The organism is Saccharibacillus kuerlensis DSM 22868 (assembly GCF_000378145.1).
Lineage (GTDB): Bacteria > Bacillota > Bacilli > Paenibacillales > Paenibacillaceae > Saccharibacillus > Saccharibacillus kuerlensis.
Map to the genome: position 1 here is coordinate 1 of NZ_KB899277.1, position 17,561 is coordinate 17,561.

Consider the following 17,561-nt stretch of genomic DNA (forward strand, 5'->3'; position numbering starts at 1 on the left):
CTCTGATGCCAGAAAATGATGTATCCGGTATTAGCATCCGTTTCCGGAAGTTATCCCAGGGCTGAAAGGCAGGTTGCCTACGTGTTACTCACCCGTCCGCCGCTAAGTTCGGTGGAACAAGTTCCACCTTACTCCGCTCGACTTGCATGTATTAGGCATGCCGCCAGCGTTCGTCCTGAGCCAGGATCAAACTCTCCATTAAAGTTGCGATTCCGAGGAATCGACTTATCTAGAAAGCACCATGTGCTCGTTAAAGCTAGACGCTGGAACTGCCAAATCACTTTGCCCAAAGGGATCCGTGATTTTCGTTCCGGCTGGCGAGAATTTTCATTCTCTATATTCACTCGAACCGTCCAAGAGCAAAGGCAAAACCTTCTCGCTTGTCGCGGTTCCTCGAATCACTATGCCCGGCTGGGATAAGTGATTCTCGTTGCTCACTGTTCAGTTTTCAAAGAACAAACTCATTAATCCCAGTCCCTAACTCAACAGCTCTTCTAACGAACAAGCGAGCTGCCGTTTGGCGACTAGGTTTATAGATTACCATGCTCATTTTCATATTGCAAGCTTTTTTTATTTTCTGTTCGGAAAGATTTGAGTTAGCCATCATGGACGTATCAAGTTTATTCATTTGGGTATAATGAGTAAAGAGAAGTTTTGCTGTATTGAAATTGGTGACCTATTATAGTAATAATCCATCTGCACCAGAATTGAAACGCTTTCTTTCCAGATTTACTCTTACTTTTTAAAGCGCTGAAGGAGGCTTATATGTTCAGGTCTGACCGTTTCACCCGAATCAGCTTACATATTATCTTTGTCCTGCTTATTCTATTCCTCTTAACTAAAATCCCAGGTATTCTCGCTCCACTTAAAGCAGCTTTCAGTCTTATCTTTTTCCCAATCGCTTTATCGCTGTTCTTTTATTATTTATTTCGACCTACAATTCGTAAGCTGAATGAATGGAGAATTAAAAGGCCCTGGTCTATTCTCCTATTATATGTGGTCGCTGTCAGCGTCTTTGCAGGATGTGTAATCTGGGTATGGCCTATTTTCCGCTCACAATTTTTGAATTTTAGCGAAAATTTGCCTTCGCTGGCTCAAACCTTTTCCGATCAGCTGCAAACGCTTTTGCTGCAAGTTCAAGAACAAGAAATTTGGGGAACACCTATTAATGACATCGACGTTGGAATTGATATCCCACAGCAGCTATCAGGCTATTTGGAAAATTTCATTAACTCGATCAGTAATTCTTTGACAAGCGTATTGTCAGTTGCAGCTTGGATTTTTCTGGTTGTCTCAACTGTACCGATGATTTTGTATTTTATGCTGAAAGATGATCGTAAAGGTTATGCTTTCTTGTTAAAAGCCGTTCCCATGAAATACCGTTCTATTTTTCGTCACATGGCGAAAGATATTGACTCTGCACTTAGCAGCTTTATTGTAGGAAGAGTTTTTTTAGCAGCCTGCGTTGGTATTTTCGATCTGATCGGTTTTCTTGTTATAGACATTCCTTATCCGCTGCTGCTTGTGCTGTTTATTATTGCAACTGACATGATTCCTTATATCGGCGTTTATCTTGGAGCGATTCCGGCAGTTCTCGTAGGGTTTATCGATTCCCCTGCGAACGTACTATGGATTATTCTAGTTATTGCGCTTGGGCAAATGCTGAGAAACAATCTGCTCTCCCCTATTATTTATGGCTCAGCGCTGGATATTCATCCTTTGACAACTGTCTTCCTTCTGCTTGGAGGCGGAGCAATTGGAGGATTTATTGCCATCCTTATTGTTATTCCCACTTACATGGTAGTTAAGATTGTCGCGATCCATCTGTATCGTTTCTACCGCAGCAATAAGCTTGCTCGCCCTGATATTCAGTAATTTCCTATGTATAAAAAATTCAAAACCCCCACTCGAACACAAAGTTCGATGTGGGGGTTCTTTGAATGCCTACAAAAAATATCTACCGAGCAGCCAATAATATGCAGCTTGTTTAGCTTTCGATCAACAGCGATTCCGGATCTTCAAGCAGTTCCTTCACCTTAACCAGGAAGCTGACAGCTTCCGAACCGTCAATAATGCGGTGATCGTACGAAAGTGCAATATACATCATAGGACGGTTTTCCATACGCTCTTCGTCAATCGCAACTGGGCGAAGCTGAATTTTATGCATGCCTAGAATACCGACTTGAGGTGCGTTAAGAATCGGAGTCGATAGCAGGGAACCGAACACCCCGCCATTGGTAATGGTAAACGTACCGCCCTGCAAGTCTGATAAAGCCAATTGGTTGCTGCGCGCCTTACCGGCGAGCTCGCCAATCTTGCGCTCGATTTCAGCAAAGCCCAAACGATCCGCATCACGAACGACAGGTACGACGAGTCCTTCCTTCGCTGCTACCGCAATACCAATATCATAAAACTTCTTATATACGACATCGTCTCCATCAATCTCTGCGTTTACGGCCGGGAATGCTTTGAGTGCACCAACAACCGCTTTTGTAAAGAATGACATGAAGCCGAGGTTCACTTCGTATTTCTGTTTGAATCCATCTTTACGGCGCTTACGCAGGTCCAGAATTGCCGTCATATCCACTTCGTTGAAAGTCGTCAGCATCGCAGCATTGTGCTGTGCCTCGACAAGACGAGTTGCAATTGTCTGACGGCGTCGCGACATACGCTGACGCTCAACCGGCTTTGACGGATCGGAAGCAGCCGGTGCTTTTGGTGCGGCAGCTGCAGGCTGTGGAGCCGATTGGGCAGGCTGCTGGGAAGTCGGTTGGGACTGGGCAGCCGAGCTGCCATTGGCGAACGATTTTACATCGTCGGAGTATACACGGCCGATTGGATCCGCGCTTGGTACACTGCCAAGCTCGACACCGCGTTCACGCGCCAATTTCCGCGCCGCTGGCGAGGCTTTCTTGGATGAATCGCCGCTTTCCGCAGGCGGTGGGCTGACTGCCTCTGCAGCTTTCGGGCTTTGAGGCAGCGAAGCTGACGGTGCAGCCGCTTCTGCCGGGGTAGAAGGTTTCTCCTCACCAAGCGGTGCGGAAGCCGTTCCCGTTGTCGAAGATGCCGCATCACCTGTACGAATACGTCCGATTACTTCACCAACTTGAACGGTATCTCCTTCCTGCCGCAAACGGGTCTCGAGCAGTCCGCTCGATTCCGCGCTCACTTCCAGATTGACCTTGTCTGTCTCCAGTTCCAACAGGACGTCTCCCTGTTGAACAGCTTCGCCTTCCGCAACCGTCCAGCGCAGAATTGTGCCTTCGGTTACGGATTCTCCCATTTCCGGTACTTTAATATCGCTCACAGGACTACCTCCCCAAACTCATTTGATTTTTTTTCGACGTATTTTGGCCCAGGGCCGTTTGGATAATCTTCTGCTGCTCAAAAGTATGGACATGCTGGTAGCCGCTCGCCGGGCTGGAACGTTCAGGTCTACCCGTATAGGTAACTTCGATTCCTTTTGGTAAAACTTCACGGATGTTCGGTTCAATATAGCGCCAAGCTCCCATATTGCGAGGTTCTTCCTGAACCCAATAAACTTCTTCCAAATTTTCAAAGCGCTCCAGGAATTGGGCGACTTCACGTGCAGGGAACGGATACAGCTGCTCGACTCTAAGAATATGCAGCCAGCTCCAGTCGGCGTCCGCGTCTTTCTCAATTGCATCTTCCAACTCGATCGCAATTTTTCCGCTGGCCAGCAGTACACGCGTTACACGATCTGACGAAGCACCAAGACCACGCTGTTCAATAGTGGCTTTGAAGCTGCCGTCCGTAAAGTCGGAAGCCGGCGAAGCGACACGCGGATTGCGAATCAGACTCTTTGGTGACATGACCACCAGAGGCTTAGCATCTTCACGGGTTGTCATTGCAGCCTGTCGACGCAGCAGATGGAAATACTGAGCGGCACTTGTCAGGCTGACAACCGTACAGTTGTTTTCTCCGGCCAATTGCAGGAAACGTTCCAATCTGGCACTGGAGTGCTCAGGACCCTGACCTTCGTATCCGTGAGGAAGCAGCATAATGAGGCTCGACTTCTGCGCCCATTTGGAACGTCCCGGCATAACGAACTGATCGAGCAGCACTTGTCCGGCATTGGCGAAATCGCCGTACTGCGCTTCCCAGATGACCATCGTCTCCGGAGAAAATACATTATATCCGTATTCAAAACCGATGACCGATGCTTCGGACAACGGGCTGTTGTGAATGGCAAATGAAGCTTTGGCTTCCGGAAGTGCGTGCAGCGGACAATACGTTTCTCCGGTCTGGGCATCATGCAGCACCAGATTGCGATGAGCAAACGTTGCGCGTTCGGCATCCTGTCCGGTGATGCGAATTGGCGTGCCGTCCGACAAAATTGTAGCGAAGGCCAGCGTTTCCGCTTGTCCCCAATCCACCTTTTCTCCTTCTTCAAGCGAGTTGCTGCGGCGCTGAAGAATGCGCTCAAGCTTTGGATATACATTGAACGTATCCGGACGCTTCAAGAGGTTTGCGTTAATCGACTGCAGTTTATCGTAATCGACGGACGTCGATACAGACTCAAGCGGCGTCTCATCGATGCTTGAAGCGAACGGGAACGGGTTGCTTTCCCCTTGCTTGCCGCTTTTCATCAGCTCGTATTCTTCTTTAAATACCGCTGTTATGCGATCGCGCAGTTCCTTCAGCCCATCTTCGCCAATCAAACCGCTTTGCTGCAGTTTTTTCGAAAAAACGGTTGCAGCAGTTTCATGCGCTCTAACTTTTTTGTAGATCAACGGCTGCGTAGTTTCCGGATCATCCGTTTCGTTATGACCGTAACGGCGGTAACCGACCAGATCAATCAAAAAGTCTTTTTTGAATGTCATCCGGTATTCGCAAGCCATACGTGCCGCTGCAATACAAGCTTCCGGATCATCCGCGTTCACGTGAACAACCGGAATTTCATAACCTTTTGCAAGGTCACTTGCATAATACGTAGAACGAGAATCGCCGCTTTCAGTAGTAAAACCAAGACGGTTATTGGCGATAATATGTACCGTCCCGCCGTTTTGATACCCTGGAAGCTGGTTAAAATTAAGCGTTTCCGCCACAACGCCTTCCCCCGGGAATGCGGCATCGCCGTGAACGAGGATCGCCGCTGCGCTGTTCGTATTTTGTTTCGGATATCCCGGTACGCTTCGGTCCTCCTGCGCCGCGCGCGCAAAACCTTCGACTACGGGATCGACATACTCCAAGTGACTCGGGTTATTGGCTAGCATAAGACGCGTTGTTCTGCCTTCTCCAGCAATATCCCGTTTTTCTCCCAAATGATATTTAACGTCGCCAGTCCAACCGAAATTAATGCCCATAGAGCCTTCAGAAGGCATAATGTCTTTGTTCGGTGCATGATGGAATTCGGAGAAAATCCGGCTATAAGGCTTGCCCAAGACATGCGCAAGTACATTCAATCGCCCGCGGTGGGCCATTCCCATCAGAACGTGCTCCGCACCCGCTTTTGAAAATCCGCGCGCCAGCTCATCCATTACCGGAACAAGCATATCAATACCTTCAATGGAGAAACGTTTTTGCCCTACGAACGTGCGGTGTAAAAATTCTTCGAACTGCTCCACCTGCACAAGACGTTCAAGCAGCGCTTTACGCTCGTCGGGATTCAGTTCTTTCGACGATGGTTGACGCTCGGCACGCCGATTCAGCCATTCGCGTTCCTTCTCGTCATGCACATGTGAAAATTCATAAGCTGTTGTGCCCGTGTACACTTCCTGCAATCTGCGGATTGCGTCCAATCCTGTCGCAACATCATCCGGTGCATCTTCCCAAATCAGCGAAGCGGGCAAGGCAGCCAAATCTTGTTCGGTCAGACCGACTTCCTTCGGTTCCAGAAATGAAACTTGTGGTTTCTCATCCAGTCCAATCGGATCAATATCCGCAGCCAAATGGCCGTAAGTACGAATATTCCATACCAGCTTGCTTGCTGCAACCGCTTTCTTTAATGATTGCGAATCAGTCGCTGATACTCCCGTCTCCAAAGACACCGGTGCTTCCAAAATGCGATGCTGCGGCGGTGCGCCGAAGCGTTCGAACAGCTCCCGATAGGAAGGTTCCACCGATCCCGGGTCCTCCTGATAACGTTCATACTGCTCCTGTACGTATCCGAGGTTCGGACCGTAATACTTTTCCCATGGCTCATGCGTGTTCGAATTTTGTTTCGTCATCGCTGCCACCCTCCGTCTTGTGTTTGCAAAAGCCGATTCCAATAGAATACTTTTTTACAAATTAGTGAACAAAGCATTTACTCCTCGATTGTACCGCTTTTTGCTAGCAAGTTCAATTTATTCGGAACGTTCCTTGCTAAATTTTTCCCGAAACGTCGTTTGATGTGTAAGCGTTCACTTTTTCGACTGTATTCGACACTATAATCACTCAAAAAACTTCTTTATCGGCTCTTCTTGCAAAGTTCAGAAAATAAACGAAATCTGCGGGTTTTGCTTGTCTCTTCCGTACTAACTCAATCGCTTTTATTTTAGTACTTTTTCTGCTCCTCATACAGCTTTGGAAGCAGATGCTGCAATTCCGGAACCGGAGGGGGAAAAGCAGGATCAAGCTTCTCCAACGTCTCGACTGCGATTTGCAGCACTGCAAGATCCCGCATCGTTCGATCGTCGGCAGGGACAACATACCAAGGAATCTTTTTGCTGGCACACTCGGTTAGTACGTCTTCATAGCAGGTCTGATATTTATCCCAATGTTCACGCTCCGCCAGATCGCTGGGGTCAAATTTCCAATTTTTGTTTGGGTTCTCGATCCTTGCAATAAGTTTGTTCAGCTGAAACCTTTTTGAAATATGCAAAAAGATTTTGACAACCGTTACACCGTTTTCCGACAGCATGCGTTCAAAGTCGTTGATCTGCTTAAAACGTTTCTGCGCAGTGGATTCCTTAATCGTGCCGTGTACCCGCGTAATCAGCACATCCTCGTAATAGGAACGGTTAAAGGCACCGATGTATCCTCGTTCCGGTACATAGCGGTGGGCTCGCCAAAGATAATCGTGATTCAACTCCTCATCCGTCGGCGCTTTGAAACTGTGCGTCAGCACGCCCTGCGGATTTACTTCAGAAAAAACATGGTTTATCGTGCCATCTTTACCGCTGCAGTCCATGCCTTGAAAAACAAACAATACGGCGCGGCTTCCCGAAGCAAACAGTTTCTCCTGAAGATGTTCGAGTTTACGGCCGAGCTTTTTTTTCTCCGCTTTGATTTCTTTATCGTCCGGACGTTCTCCTGAACGATAATCCGTTTCAATTTGTTTTAGATGGATTTTTTCTCCGGTGCATAGCTGCGTTTTTAATTTCATAGAAGATTATTCACTCCTTTATTAGGATCTTTTCGTCTTTTATTAATACCCGTTTCCGTCCTTTTTGCCGCGAAGCTTGAAAAGACCAAGGAGCTAACGACTATTTTCGCAAAAAAGTTTCAATAAAAAAGTCCGTGGTAATAGTTTGTCAAGAATAATTTTTATATAAGGTAATAAAGGATCTGCAAAGGAGGTTCGGTTATGTTCTTGAAAAAAAGCTGCACATGCATCCATTGTTTCCGAACTTTCGAATGCACCGGTGCTTTTGGTCCCGACGGAGCCCGCTATATTACGGGAGCCGTTGCCTGGATGAAACTGCTTGTAAAAGAGCCAGACCGTCTGCTGCTCGAAGGCAGTACGTTTTGTACCGCTTGTACAGAACCCAATCGGTTTCTCGTAGAATACGACTGCGTTAATGACCGTTATATCGATATCGGTGAAGCTGCGGAAGAAGCCGCCATTCCCGTCAGTACTTCATACAGAACGGAACCTTATTACAGTACAGCCGGTTTCTCCAGATGATCTTTTATTCTCTGCCGATGCAATTCAGCTCTGCAAATAGTAAACCAAACGGGCGAACAGCCCGTTTTTTCATTGAATAGTTTGCATATTTATTCTAAGTATTGTATATTTAATTAAACAAACTTGTGGAGTTGCAATTGGCCTTCAATACAATAAGTTGACCTAATATAACCTTTATAAATTAGGAAGACTTATTCCGAAGACTTATTCTGCGACCCTAACGTAGACAGTAGTCCAAGGAGGGAAACGCTATGAAAGCCAGATTGATTTTGGAAGATGGAACATTATTTACAGGAACTTCATTCGGGAGTGATACACAAACATCAGGCGAAGTTGTATTCAACACAGGAATCACAGGCTATCAGGAGGTTTTGTCCGATCCGTCCTACTGCGGTCAGATTGTCACCATGACCCAACCGCTGATTGGCAATTACGGCATTAATCGGCAGGATTTCGAAGCGATCCGTCCTTGGATTCACGGTTTCGTTGTGCGCCGTCATGAGACTGCCCCAAGCAACTGGCGGTCCGAATACGATCTTGGCACAATGCTGAAGGAATATGATATTCCAGGAATTGCAGACATTGATACTCGAATGCTGACCCGTCTTCTTCGCAACCACGGAACACTTCGTGGTCTGATTACGACCGGTTCGGCAAGTACGGAAGAATTGTTGGAACAACTCCATGCAACCGCTGCGCCACGCGATCAAGTCAGCCGGGTATCCACACCTCGCGCTTACCGCGTTCCGGGTACCCGTCAAAGAATTGTAGTCGTCGACTACGGGAGTAAAGCTGGAATTGTACGTGAGTTGAGCGAACGGGGCTGCGATGTGGTCGTCGTTCCGCATACGGCAAGCTCTGCAGATATTGCTCGGTTCAACCCTGACGGCGTTCTGCTGTCGAACGGTCCGGGAAACCCGAAAGATGTACCAGAAGCGATCGAGACGGTTCGTCAGTTGATTGGCCAACTGCCGCTGTTCGGTATCTGTCTCGGCCATCAGCTGTTTGCACTTGCTTCGGGTGCCGATACGACAAAACTGAAATTTGGTCACCGTGGAGCGAATCATCCGGTGAAAGAAGTGGCCTCGGGTCGCTGCTTGATTACATCGCAAAATCATAGCTATTCCGTACTTGAAGACAGTCTGCAGGGAACCGAGCTGGCGATTACGCATATTAACAATAATGATGGCAGTATTGAAGGTCTTCAGCATAAAGGTGCGCCTGCCTTCTCCGTACAGTTTCATCCGGAAGCCGCTCCAGGACCGAGTGACAGTAATATGCTGTTCGATCGCTTCCTTGAAATGGCCTCCGCTTTTAAATCCCAGTCGAATACGTCCGGATCGGCCGGCACCCGTAAGCCTGCAGCAATTGCTAACAATACCGTGGCTGCCGAACTTTCCTCCAAAATTTCCGAGGCCGCCCTTCCTATTCCGCAGCACAAAGAAACGGACAGCGCCGCCCCTTCTGCTGAGAAAGTGCTTGCTCCGTCCGCTTATTAGAATTCTTTATAAACAATTAATCTTCATAACTCCAATGCTTGCTGCGCCGCTCCTTCTTGGTCTTCCTGCCCACTCCGGCAGGATGTCCGGAAATGGATCGGCTTTTTTCTTTGCGTTCAAGAAAGGCGAGTTCACGCTGCGTTTTACGATAGCCTGTCAATCGGCCGGCATCCAATATCCCGCTGTCAACCGCTTCAAGTACTGCGCAGCCTTCCTCCCCATCCCAAAGCTGCAGTTCACGCATACCGGGGGTATCGATCAATATTCCACCTCCGGGAAGAAGGAACATTTGACGGTGTGTTGTCGTGTGACGTCCACGGCTGTCGTCTTCCCGAATACCGCTTGTATGCTGCAGTTCGCTGCCCATCAGCCAGTTAGTAAGCGTGGATTTGCCGCAGCCCGATGTCCCAACCAGTGCGCCGCTTTTTCCTTCCCTGAAATAAGAGGCTGCGGCCTCCATTCCCTCACCGGTCTGTGCACTGACGATATGAATTGGCACTCCGGGCGCTGCAAGCGAAACGTCAGCCAGTGCACGAAGACGAAAATCGGCGCTGCATAGATCGGCTTTACTCAGCAAAATAACAGGCTGCGTTCCCGCATTCCAAGCCATAATCAGATAACGCTCCAACCGACGGATATTCAGATCAAAATTAAGTGACGTGACTAAAAACAGGACATCGATATTTGCAGCGATAATCTGTTCTCTGATAGGCGTACCTGCAGCTTTACGGGAAATGATACTCCGGCGAGGCAGCACACCATGGACACGGACACGCCGTTCGCCGGGAAGCAGTTCGGCCGCCAACCAGTCTCCGACGGCAGGGAGATCCGTTTCCTTTTCAATCAGATGCCGCAGCCGTCCGCTGGTTTCGCCCTTATATTCGCCGCTGCCGGTCGCGACTTTGAATTGTTGGCCGTAATCCGCCGTCATACGTACAGGTAGAAGTCCTCTCTCTTCAAAGCCCGTTTCCTTCCAAACCTCTTTCCAATGATCATCCCAACCATAAGATTCGGGAAATGCCATAAAGTTCTTATAATCATTTGAAGATACAGATGACGATAATATACTAGAAATATTTCGTTCATTTTCATTTGTTGTTTTATTCATGTTTACCTCCGGAAAATGGGGTTTTGATAAATTGCAGCTCAATTCACCGACTCTCCCCTGTACGTTCCGATTGAAAAGCACACAAAAAGCCGGGGAGAACACTCTCCCCGGCTGTCCTGCCGATGCACAACCGCTTTAGCATCTAAAGGGTCATACACAGATCGGCAGTCAGACATCATCCGCAAGCGAAAAAGCTTTAGAATACTACTCTTCCGTCTTTAAAAACAAGAAGACAGAAACGTATTCAGTCCGTTCGCATCGCCGGAAGTCGAGAGAGTTTGCGACTAGTCCACACAATCGAATGTAAAGTACGCATAGCTCATCTCTCCCTTCAGCGGTATTTGCCACTCATTCTAGCCGAGCACAAAAAAGGTTGTCAAGCTCTTTTTATATAAATATTGTTAATTGATAGTAGTTTCAGGCTGTGAGTGTTGGACGAAAAAGAAGCTTTGCGCGATAATGGACGAAGAGGCCGCATGCCGGGTGCAGGCAGCCGCAAATATAGAGACTACGACCAATTCAAGGGGGAACGGACGAACAATATGGAAAAAGAAGATGTTCTGATTATCGGTGCGGGACCTTGCGGACTGGCCGCCGCTATTGAATGCGGCCGTTGCGGACTTTCCGTACGGATTATCGAAAAGTATAATGTCGTTCATTCGATTTATTTGTATCCGACGAATATGCAATTTTTCAGCACTGCCGAACTGCTGGAAATTGGCGATGTACCGTTTACTTCGCCGAACGAGAAGCCTTTCCGGCACGAAGCGCTGGCCTATTATCGCAAAGTTGCGAAACATTATAACCTTCGTATTTCGTCTTATGAAGAAGCGCTGGCTGTAAATCCTCAGTCTGACGGTTCCTTTCGTGTCGAAACCTGTGATCGCGCAGGAAATGTCCGCCAATACGAAGCCGGCAGCGTAGTTGTCTCGACAGGTTATTTTGATCATCCCAACGAGCTTGGTATCCCTGGTGAAGAGAAAGATAAAGTTACCCATTATTTCCGAGAAGCGCATCCATACGCAGGGATGAATGTAGCGATCGTCGGGGGAAGCAACTCTGCGGTTGACGCTGCACTGGAACTGATTCGTGTCGGTGCCAAGATTGATATGGTTTACCGCCGTACAGAAATTTCCCAACATATCAAGCCTTGGGTTCGTCCATTGTTTGAAGGCATGGTCGCCAAAGGCAAAATCACACTGCATCTCGGCTCTCAATTGACCGAAATTGGCGAAGATTATGCAATTGTCAAAGGACCGGAAGGCGAGTCACGTATTAAAAACGACTTCGTTCTCGCGATGACAGGCTTTCGTCCGGACCGTAAGCTGCTGACCGAAGCAGGCGCACAGATGTCGGATGAGCTTAATAAACCCGTATTCGACCCTGAAACGATGGAGACCGGCGTACCGGGACTCTATGTAGCAGGCGTTATCGCTTCCGGAAGCAATGCCAACGAAGTATTTATCGAAAGCGGCCGTCTGCACGGAGGTCTGATTGCCGCCCATATTTCCGCTCGGGCAGCCAAAGGGGAAAAGTCGGTAAAAAGCTGATTTCATCGGCCGCTTGTGCTATACTTCCCACATACAGGATTTGGCCGAACCCATTGCAGAATGCGGGCCGGCCGCTAGGAGGACCGCTGCTTATGTCTCAACGTTTTGTCATTGAAGCCGTTATGGTCGCCATCTATGGGCAGCTGCTCTCGGTGAACCGTCCGGTCGAATATATTGTTCCTTATACTACGGTACTGGAACTTTACGAATTCGAAGAAGGTGCCGAGCCGCTAATGAACGAACCCGGCGACGACCATTATGTAAAAGAAAAAGTTAAAGAGCTGATCGCTTATTTCGAAGAGCCGTTCAACAAGAAGAAGATTCAAAAGGCTCTGTCGATTCCATGGGCAAAAAGTGCCCCGATTCTGCTCGGCGATCAAATCAAACTTACTATCGTTAATGCGGTAGACAATGCCCATTACGGTGAATTGTTTGATCCGATCGAGACGGAAGTACTGCTTTCGTCACTCAAGGAGGAAGCTCCCGTCCTGACCGATCAGCTTGAGATGATCCAACGCATTATCTCGGCTTCCGTACCGGTACAGGTCTTTGATATCGACGATTTCGAATTCGCGTTGGAAGGTACAGCGCATCTGTAAGAGGCCGATTAACGGCAGATTTGATTTCTATCAGACCATAAACAAAAAGACGAACGACCGGTAAACCGGTTGTTCGTCTTTTTTGCCGAGGACTGCAAATTTCCACCGTACTACTCCCGCTCGTAAGCGTATAAAATATCGTCGTGCTCCGGCAAATAAGTGACATTCAGCCGATAACCGTCCAGATACCATAGATCTTTCTCTTCCATGTAGAAAGTTATACCTTCCGAAGACTGCGTAAGTCCCGGCTTGCTCGGATTTTCAGTCGTGATTCCGAGTGAAAATCCCGGATGGATTTCGCTGGTGTTGCTGTAGCGGGCATAAAAACGGATGTAATCGCCGGATTGCAGTCCCAGCTCCTTCTTATACCAGTCGGCAGCCTGCTGCGTAATATTGAGACTCATACCGTGTTTCCCTCCTTTACCTGATAACGGAATGTGCTTTTCCGACATTCCGCTTACAGCCTTATCATACCTCAGAATGTCCTTCCCTACAAACAAGCAGACAAGACCTTACAATACCGATGACCTACAAGCTGTGTTCACATTTTGTTCACAATCTAAAACTTTTTCGTTGACTTTTTCTGAAAGCGGATGCTAAAATCGGAAGCATACGAGATCATTTTGCGATCATCAACTACAGGAAGGAGTGAATTCGATGTATATGTTCAAGGAAAGCTTTGCCGTTCGTCTTCATACGACTTATTCTCAGCAGCGCGCCCTTTCCGAACTTCATATCGATGAAGCCTCCGTCCAAAATTTGTCGGCTTGTGCCCTCCGCTGCCCTGCAGTCTGAGCGATACTTCTGCCTTCAACCAAAAAAGCGGCGTAGGCTTTGTCCTCATCGACCGCCATATGAATCGTTTTTTAGCATATCGCGCGCTGCGATATGCTTTTTTTTGCGATTTTCGCAAACATGATTGGTAAATCTATCACAAATGAAGAAAGGAAGTGATGGAATGTTTTCCGTCCTTCGCAATCTCGGCTGGTTTTTCCAGCAGGAAAAACGACGTTATTTGATCGGAGTCTTTTTCCTCGTTCTGGTAGGCGTCATCGAACTGCTTCCCCCCAGACTAATTGGCCTCGCTGTCGACGACATCGCCGGCGGATTGATCACAAGCGAACGATTGATCATGTACATTGGCGGCATTTTGGTTCTGCTTGTTGTTATGTATGGTATTACGTACATATGGATGCGTCAGCTGTTCGGCGGATCAAATATCGTTGAACGACTGCTTCGCAGCCGCTTTATGGCACATCTGCTTCGGATGACGCCTCCGTTTTTCGAGCGAAATCGAACCGGCGATCTGATGGCCCGGGCGACAAATGACTTGAGAGCCGTCGCTATGACAGCCGGATTCGGTATGCTTACACTGACCGACTCTACCTTATTCCTGCTGACGGTACTTCTCGCAATGGGATTCATTGTCAGTTGGAAGCTGACATTGGCGGCGTTGATTCCGCTTCCGTTTATCGCGATCGGCATGAGTATTTACGGGAAAATCATTCATAAGCGCTATACGATCGCTCAAGACTCGTTCGGTGATATGAATGACCAAGTACTTGAATCGGTTGCAGGAATTCGAGTCATTCGTGCTTACGTTCAGGAACGTCATGATGAGAAACGCTTCTCGGACATTACGAACGATGTTTATCGAAAAAACCTTGCAGTAGCCAGAGTCGACGCCGTATTCGAACCTTACATCCGCTTATGCGTTGGCCTTAGCTATCTGATCGGCCTCGCCTACGGGATTTATCTGGTTTTCCAAAGTGAACTGACGCTGGGCGATCTGGTCACGTTCAATATGTATCTCGGTATGATGATCTGGCCGATGTTTGCGATTGGCGAACTGATCAATATTATGCAGCGCGGCGGAGCCTCCTTGGACCGGGTAAACGAAGTGCTGTTTACAAAAGCCGATATTGAAGAACCGGAGACTCCGATCGATGTCGCTGCACCGGATTATATTGAATTCCGCGATGTCACGTTCCGTTATCCGACTTCTACAGTCAACAATTTGGAACACGTGAATCTGAAGCTGTATGCCGGACAGACGCTTGGCGTCGTAGGCCGGACCGGAAGCGGTAAATCGACGCTGCTTAAGCAGCTGCTGCACGAATATCCGACAGGCTCCGGCGATATTCTGCTTAGCGATACTCCGATCGAATCGCTGAGTAAGGAAAGACTGCACAGCTGGATCGGGTATGTGCCGCAGGAACAAATTCTATTTTCAAAAACCGTGCGTGAAAATATCCAGTACGGCAAGCACAATGCAGACGATTCCGAAATTATGGAAGCGATTCGGACCGCCGCTTTCGAAAGCGATCTTGAAACGCTGTCAGACGGCTTGGAAACCAAAGTCGGCGAACGCGGGGTCTCACTCTCCGGCGGTCAGAAACAGCGCGTTTCTCTGGCCCGAGCCTTTATCGCCGAACCGCAGATTCTGATTCTCGATGACGCATTATCCGCCGTCGATGCGCGTACCGAAGCACGTATCATCCAAAATATTCGAGAGAAACGTGCAGGCAAAACGACACTGATCTCAACCCACCGCCTGTCTGCCGTCGAGCATGCCGATCATATTGTCGTGCTTGAAAAAGGACGTATTGTGGAAGAAGGCACGCATGCACAGCTGATTGCGCAAAACGGCTGGTACCGCGAGCAATACGAGCGGCAGCAGGTCGAATCCAATCTCTCCTCCGAGGAGGTACGCAGCAATCATGGAAAATAATACTCAACGCACCGAAGATCAACCTTCGGTGCCCAAGAAAAAAACGGCACGAAGGCTGTTCCAGTATGCTATGACGGCCAAAGGCACATTTATCGCCGCTATTATCGCACTGGCGATCGGCGTCGGAGCTGAACTGGCCAGTCCGTTCATCGCCAAAATGATGATCGATGATCACATGATGGGCATCGAAAATCCGTTTTACGAAACCGACAGAGCAGGAGAAGGTGTTGTCGCTTATCAAGACTCTTATTACAAGCGGAGCGATCGCTTTGAAGAAGGTGAAGCGCATGGTGCAGAGGTCCGGATTCTGCAGGTCGGACGCGGATTCGTCTTTGTCGATCAGCCTGTCGAAACTCCGGAAGGCGACCGCAGCTTCGAAAACGGCACACTGACTATTCAAACGGCAGACGGCACGGATACCTACCCGGCACGTCAGCTGTCCAAAGGAGAACTGTTCAGCTTCTATGAACCGGAAATCCCCGGGATCATGCGGTTGATTCTGTTCTACCTCATGTTCCTGGCCATTTCGATCGTGATGGAATTCGGAAAAACGTACTGGCTGCAATCTTCGGCCAACCGCGTCATCCAGAAACTTCGTCTGGATCTGTACGCTCATATTCAGCGGCTTCCAGTTAACTTTTTCGATAATCTGCCGGCCGGTAAAGTCGTTTCCCGTGTTACCAACGATACGGAAGCAGTCAAAGATCTATTCATTGCCGTACTGTCAAATTTTACAACGGGCGTTGTATACATTACCGGCATCTATATTGCGCTGTTTATACTTGATCCGCGTTTGGCGGCAGTCTCGCTCTTTATCGTGCCATTGATCGTTCTGTGGATTTATCTGTACCGCAAAGTGGCGACCAAATACAATACAATTATCCGTTCGCGTCTCAGCGAGCTGAATGCAATCATCAATGAGTCGATCCAGGGGATGTCGATCATCCGAGTCTTCCGTCGTGAAAAGCAAACACGCGACGAATTCGAGGAACTGAACGGCGACTACATGAAGCATCAGAACAAAATGCTCAACCTGAACTCGCTGACCTCTCATAATCTGGTAAACGTACTGCGCAACATCGCCTTTACCGTCGTGATCTGGTATTTCGGCTCTTCGACGATCGAAGGTGCCGCATCCATCATTTCACTTGGCGCACTGTACGCATTTGTCGACATTCTCGGCCGCCTGTTCCAGCCGATTACAGGTATGGTCAACCAGCTTGCCGCGCTTGATTCCGCGATGGTGTCGGCCGGCCGTGTGTTCGAGCTGCTGGACGAAAAAGGAGAGAATGTTACCGACGGAAGCATGCCTCGTTATAAAGGTAACGTCAAGTTCGACAATGTATCTTTTGCTTACAAAAAAGATTATGTACTTAAAAATATTTCGTTCGAAGCAGCGCAGGGTCAGACAGTCGCACTCGTCGGCCATACGGGTTCGGGCAAAAGCTCGATCATCAACCTACTGTTCCGCTTTTACGATCCGCAAAAAGGTACGATCATGATCGACGGCCAAAGCGTACGTGATCTGCCCAAGCAGCATATTCGCCAGCATATGGGCATTGTGCTGCAGGATCCTTATTTGTTCACCGGCACGATTGTATCGAATGTAAGTCTGGGCGACGAGCGGATCAGCCGTGAGCGTGCCGTGGAAGCACTTCGGGAAGTCGGTGCGGACAAAATTCTTGCGGATCTGCCCGGCGGCTTCGACGAACCGGTCATCGAAAAAGGAAGTACGCTGTCAGCTGGACAGCGGCAGTTGATCTCGTTCGCCAGAGCTCTTGCTTTCGATCCAGCTATTCTGATTCTCGACGAGGCGACTGCCAATATCGATACAGAGACCGAAGCACTGATTCAATCGGCACTGAACGTACTCAAACGAGGCCGTACAACATTCGTAATCGCGCATCGATTGTCGACAATCCGCAGCGCCGACCAAATTCTCGTCCTGCACCGCGGCGAAATTATGGAACGCGGCAGCCATGACGAATTGATGGCACTCGGCGGACGTTACTTCCAAATGTACCAACTGCAGCAGGGCGGCGGCGATTCGATTACTCCGGTAATCGGCAAGCCGGAATCGGGTTTTGAAGCCAGTCCCGCCTTTGGAGGAGTGCGCGGCGACTAAGCTGCTTTCCTTCTCCTTCTTTATTGAATTTCTCCCTATGCCTATTTAGTGCGTTTTAGGCCAAACTTTCCTCACAAAAAAGAGCGCTCCAATTGGA

Annotated in this window: 12 protein-coding genes and 1 rRNA gene; 7 read left to right on the forward strand and 6 right to left on the reverse strand. The window is 48.6% G+C overall.

All coding sequences use genetic code 11. The annotated features are described in order from the left end of the window. Positions 1-202: ribosomal RNA gene (locus tag F456_RS0100005) — 16S ribosomal RNA — on the reverse strand; the annotation flags it as partial. A 563-nt stretch (positions 203-765) separates the two neighbouring features. Here F456_RS0100005 and F456_RS21450 point away from each other — a divergent pair. After that, positions 766-1,875, forward strand: a complete 1,110-nt coding sequence (locus F456_RS21450) for an AI-2E family transporter (protein WP_083923428.1) — start codon at positions 766-768, stop codon at positions 1,873-1,875. 112 nt (positions 1,876-1,987) lie between these two features. Here the strand turns inward: F456_RS21450 and odhB are convergent, their stop codons facing one another. From odhB to F456_RS0100025, 3 genes are all read right to left on the reverse strand, one after another. Further along, positions 1,988-3,307, reverse strand: a complete 1,320-nt coding sequence (gene odhB / locus F456_RS0100015; protein WP_018974937.1) for a 2-oxoglutarate dehydrogenase complex dihydrolipoyllysine-residue succinyltransferase — start codon at positions 3,305-3,307, stop codon at positions 1,988-1,990. A gap of 4 nt (positions 3,308-3,311) precedes the next feature. Beyond that, positions 3,312-6,191: a 2-oxoglutarate dehydrogenase E1 component gene (locus tag F456_RS0100020; protein ID WP_018974938.1), complete on the reverse strand. Its 2,880-nt coding sequence runs from the start codon at positions 6,189-6,191 to the stop codon at positions 3,312-3,314. A 308-nt stretch (positions 6,192-6,499) separates the two neighbouring features. Continuing rightward, a complete protein-coding gene (locus F456_RS0100025; protein WP_018974939.1) occupies positions 6,500-7,330 on the reverse strand; it encodes a PPK2 family polyphosphate kinase in 831 nt (276 codons plus the stop codon). A gap of 201 nt (positions 7,331-7,531) precedes the next feature. On the opposite strand from F456_RS0100025, the gene F456_RS0100030 reads away from it, so the two are divergent. Continuing rightward, positions 7,532-7,852 carry a hypothetical protein gene (locus tag F456_RS0100030; protein ID WP_018974940.1) on the forward strand — a complete coding sequence of 107 codons (321 nt, stop codon included), beginning with the start codon at positions 7,532-7,534 and terminating at the stop codon, positions 7,850-7,852. A 251-nt stretch (positions 7,853-8,103) separates the two neighbouring features. Then, positions 8,104-9,351, forward strand: coding sequence for a carbamoyl phosphate synthase small subunit (locus tag F456_RS0100035; RefSeq protein ID WP_018974941.1), 1,248 nt, complete (start codon positions 8,104-8,106; stop codon positions 9,349-9,351). Between the two features lie 16 nt (positions 9,352-9,367). Here F456_RS0100035 and rsgA read toward each other — a convergent pair whose 3' ends face one another. Then, complete coding sequence (gene rsgA / locus F456_RS21455) at positions 9,368-10,375, reverse strand: ribosome small subunit-dependent GTPase A (RefSeq protein WP_040924848.1); 1,008 nt, start codon at positions 10,373-10,375, stop codon at positions 9,368-9,370. 626 nt (positions 10,376-11,001) lie between these two features. Between rsgA and F456_RS21460 the strand changes: the two genes are divergently transcribed. Then, a complete protein-coding gene (locus tag F456_RS21460) occupies positions 11,002-12,009 on the forward strand; it encodes a YpdA family putative bacillithiol disulfide reductase (protein WP_040924849.1) in 1,008 nt (335 codons plus the stop codon). Positions 12,010-12,101: 92 nt separating this feature from the next. After that, the gene (locus F456_RS0100050; protein ID WP_018974945.1) at positions 12,102-12,608 is read left to right on the forward strand and encodes a hypothetical protein; all 507 of its coding nucleotides are present in this window, start codon (positions 12,102-12,104) and stop codon (positions 12,606-12,608) included. Between the two features lie 110 nt (positions 12,609-12,718). On the opposite strand, the gene F456_RS0100055 is transcribed toward F456_RS0100050, so the two are convergent. Then, the gene (locus F456_RS0100055) at positions 12,719-13,012 is read right to left on the reverse strand and encodes a HesB/YadR/YfhF family protein (RefSeq protein ID WP_018974946.1); all 294 of its coding nucleotides are present in this window, start codon (positions 13,010-13,012) and stop codon (positions 12,719-12,721) included. A gap of 554 nt (positions 13,013-13,566) precedes the next feature. On the opposite strand from F456_RS0100055, the gene F456_RS0100065 reads away from it, so the two are divergent. Continuing rightward, entirely contained in the window at positions 13,567-15,339 is a 1,773-nt protein-coding gene (locus F456_RS0100065) for an ABC transporter ATP-binding protein (RefSeq protein ID WP_018974948.1), read from the forward strand. Next, positions 15,329-17,464 (forward strand): ABC transporter ATP-binding protein, encoded by a 2,136-nt coding sequence (locus F456_RS21465; RefSeq protein WP_018974949.1) that lies wholly within the window; start codon positions 15,329-15,331, stop codon positions 17,462-17,464. The genes F456_RS0100065 and F456_RS21465 overlap by 11 nt, the downstream gene beginning before the upstream one ends. Positions 17,465-17,561: the final 97 nt, after the last annotated feature.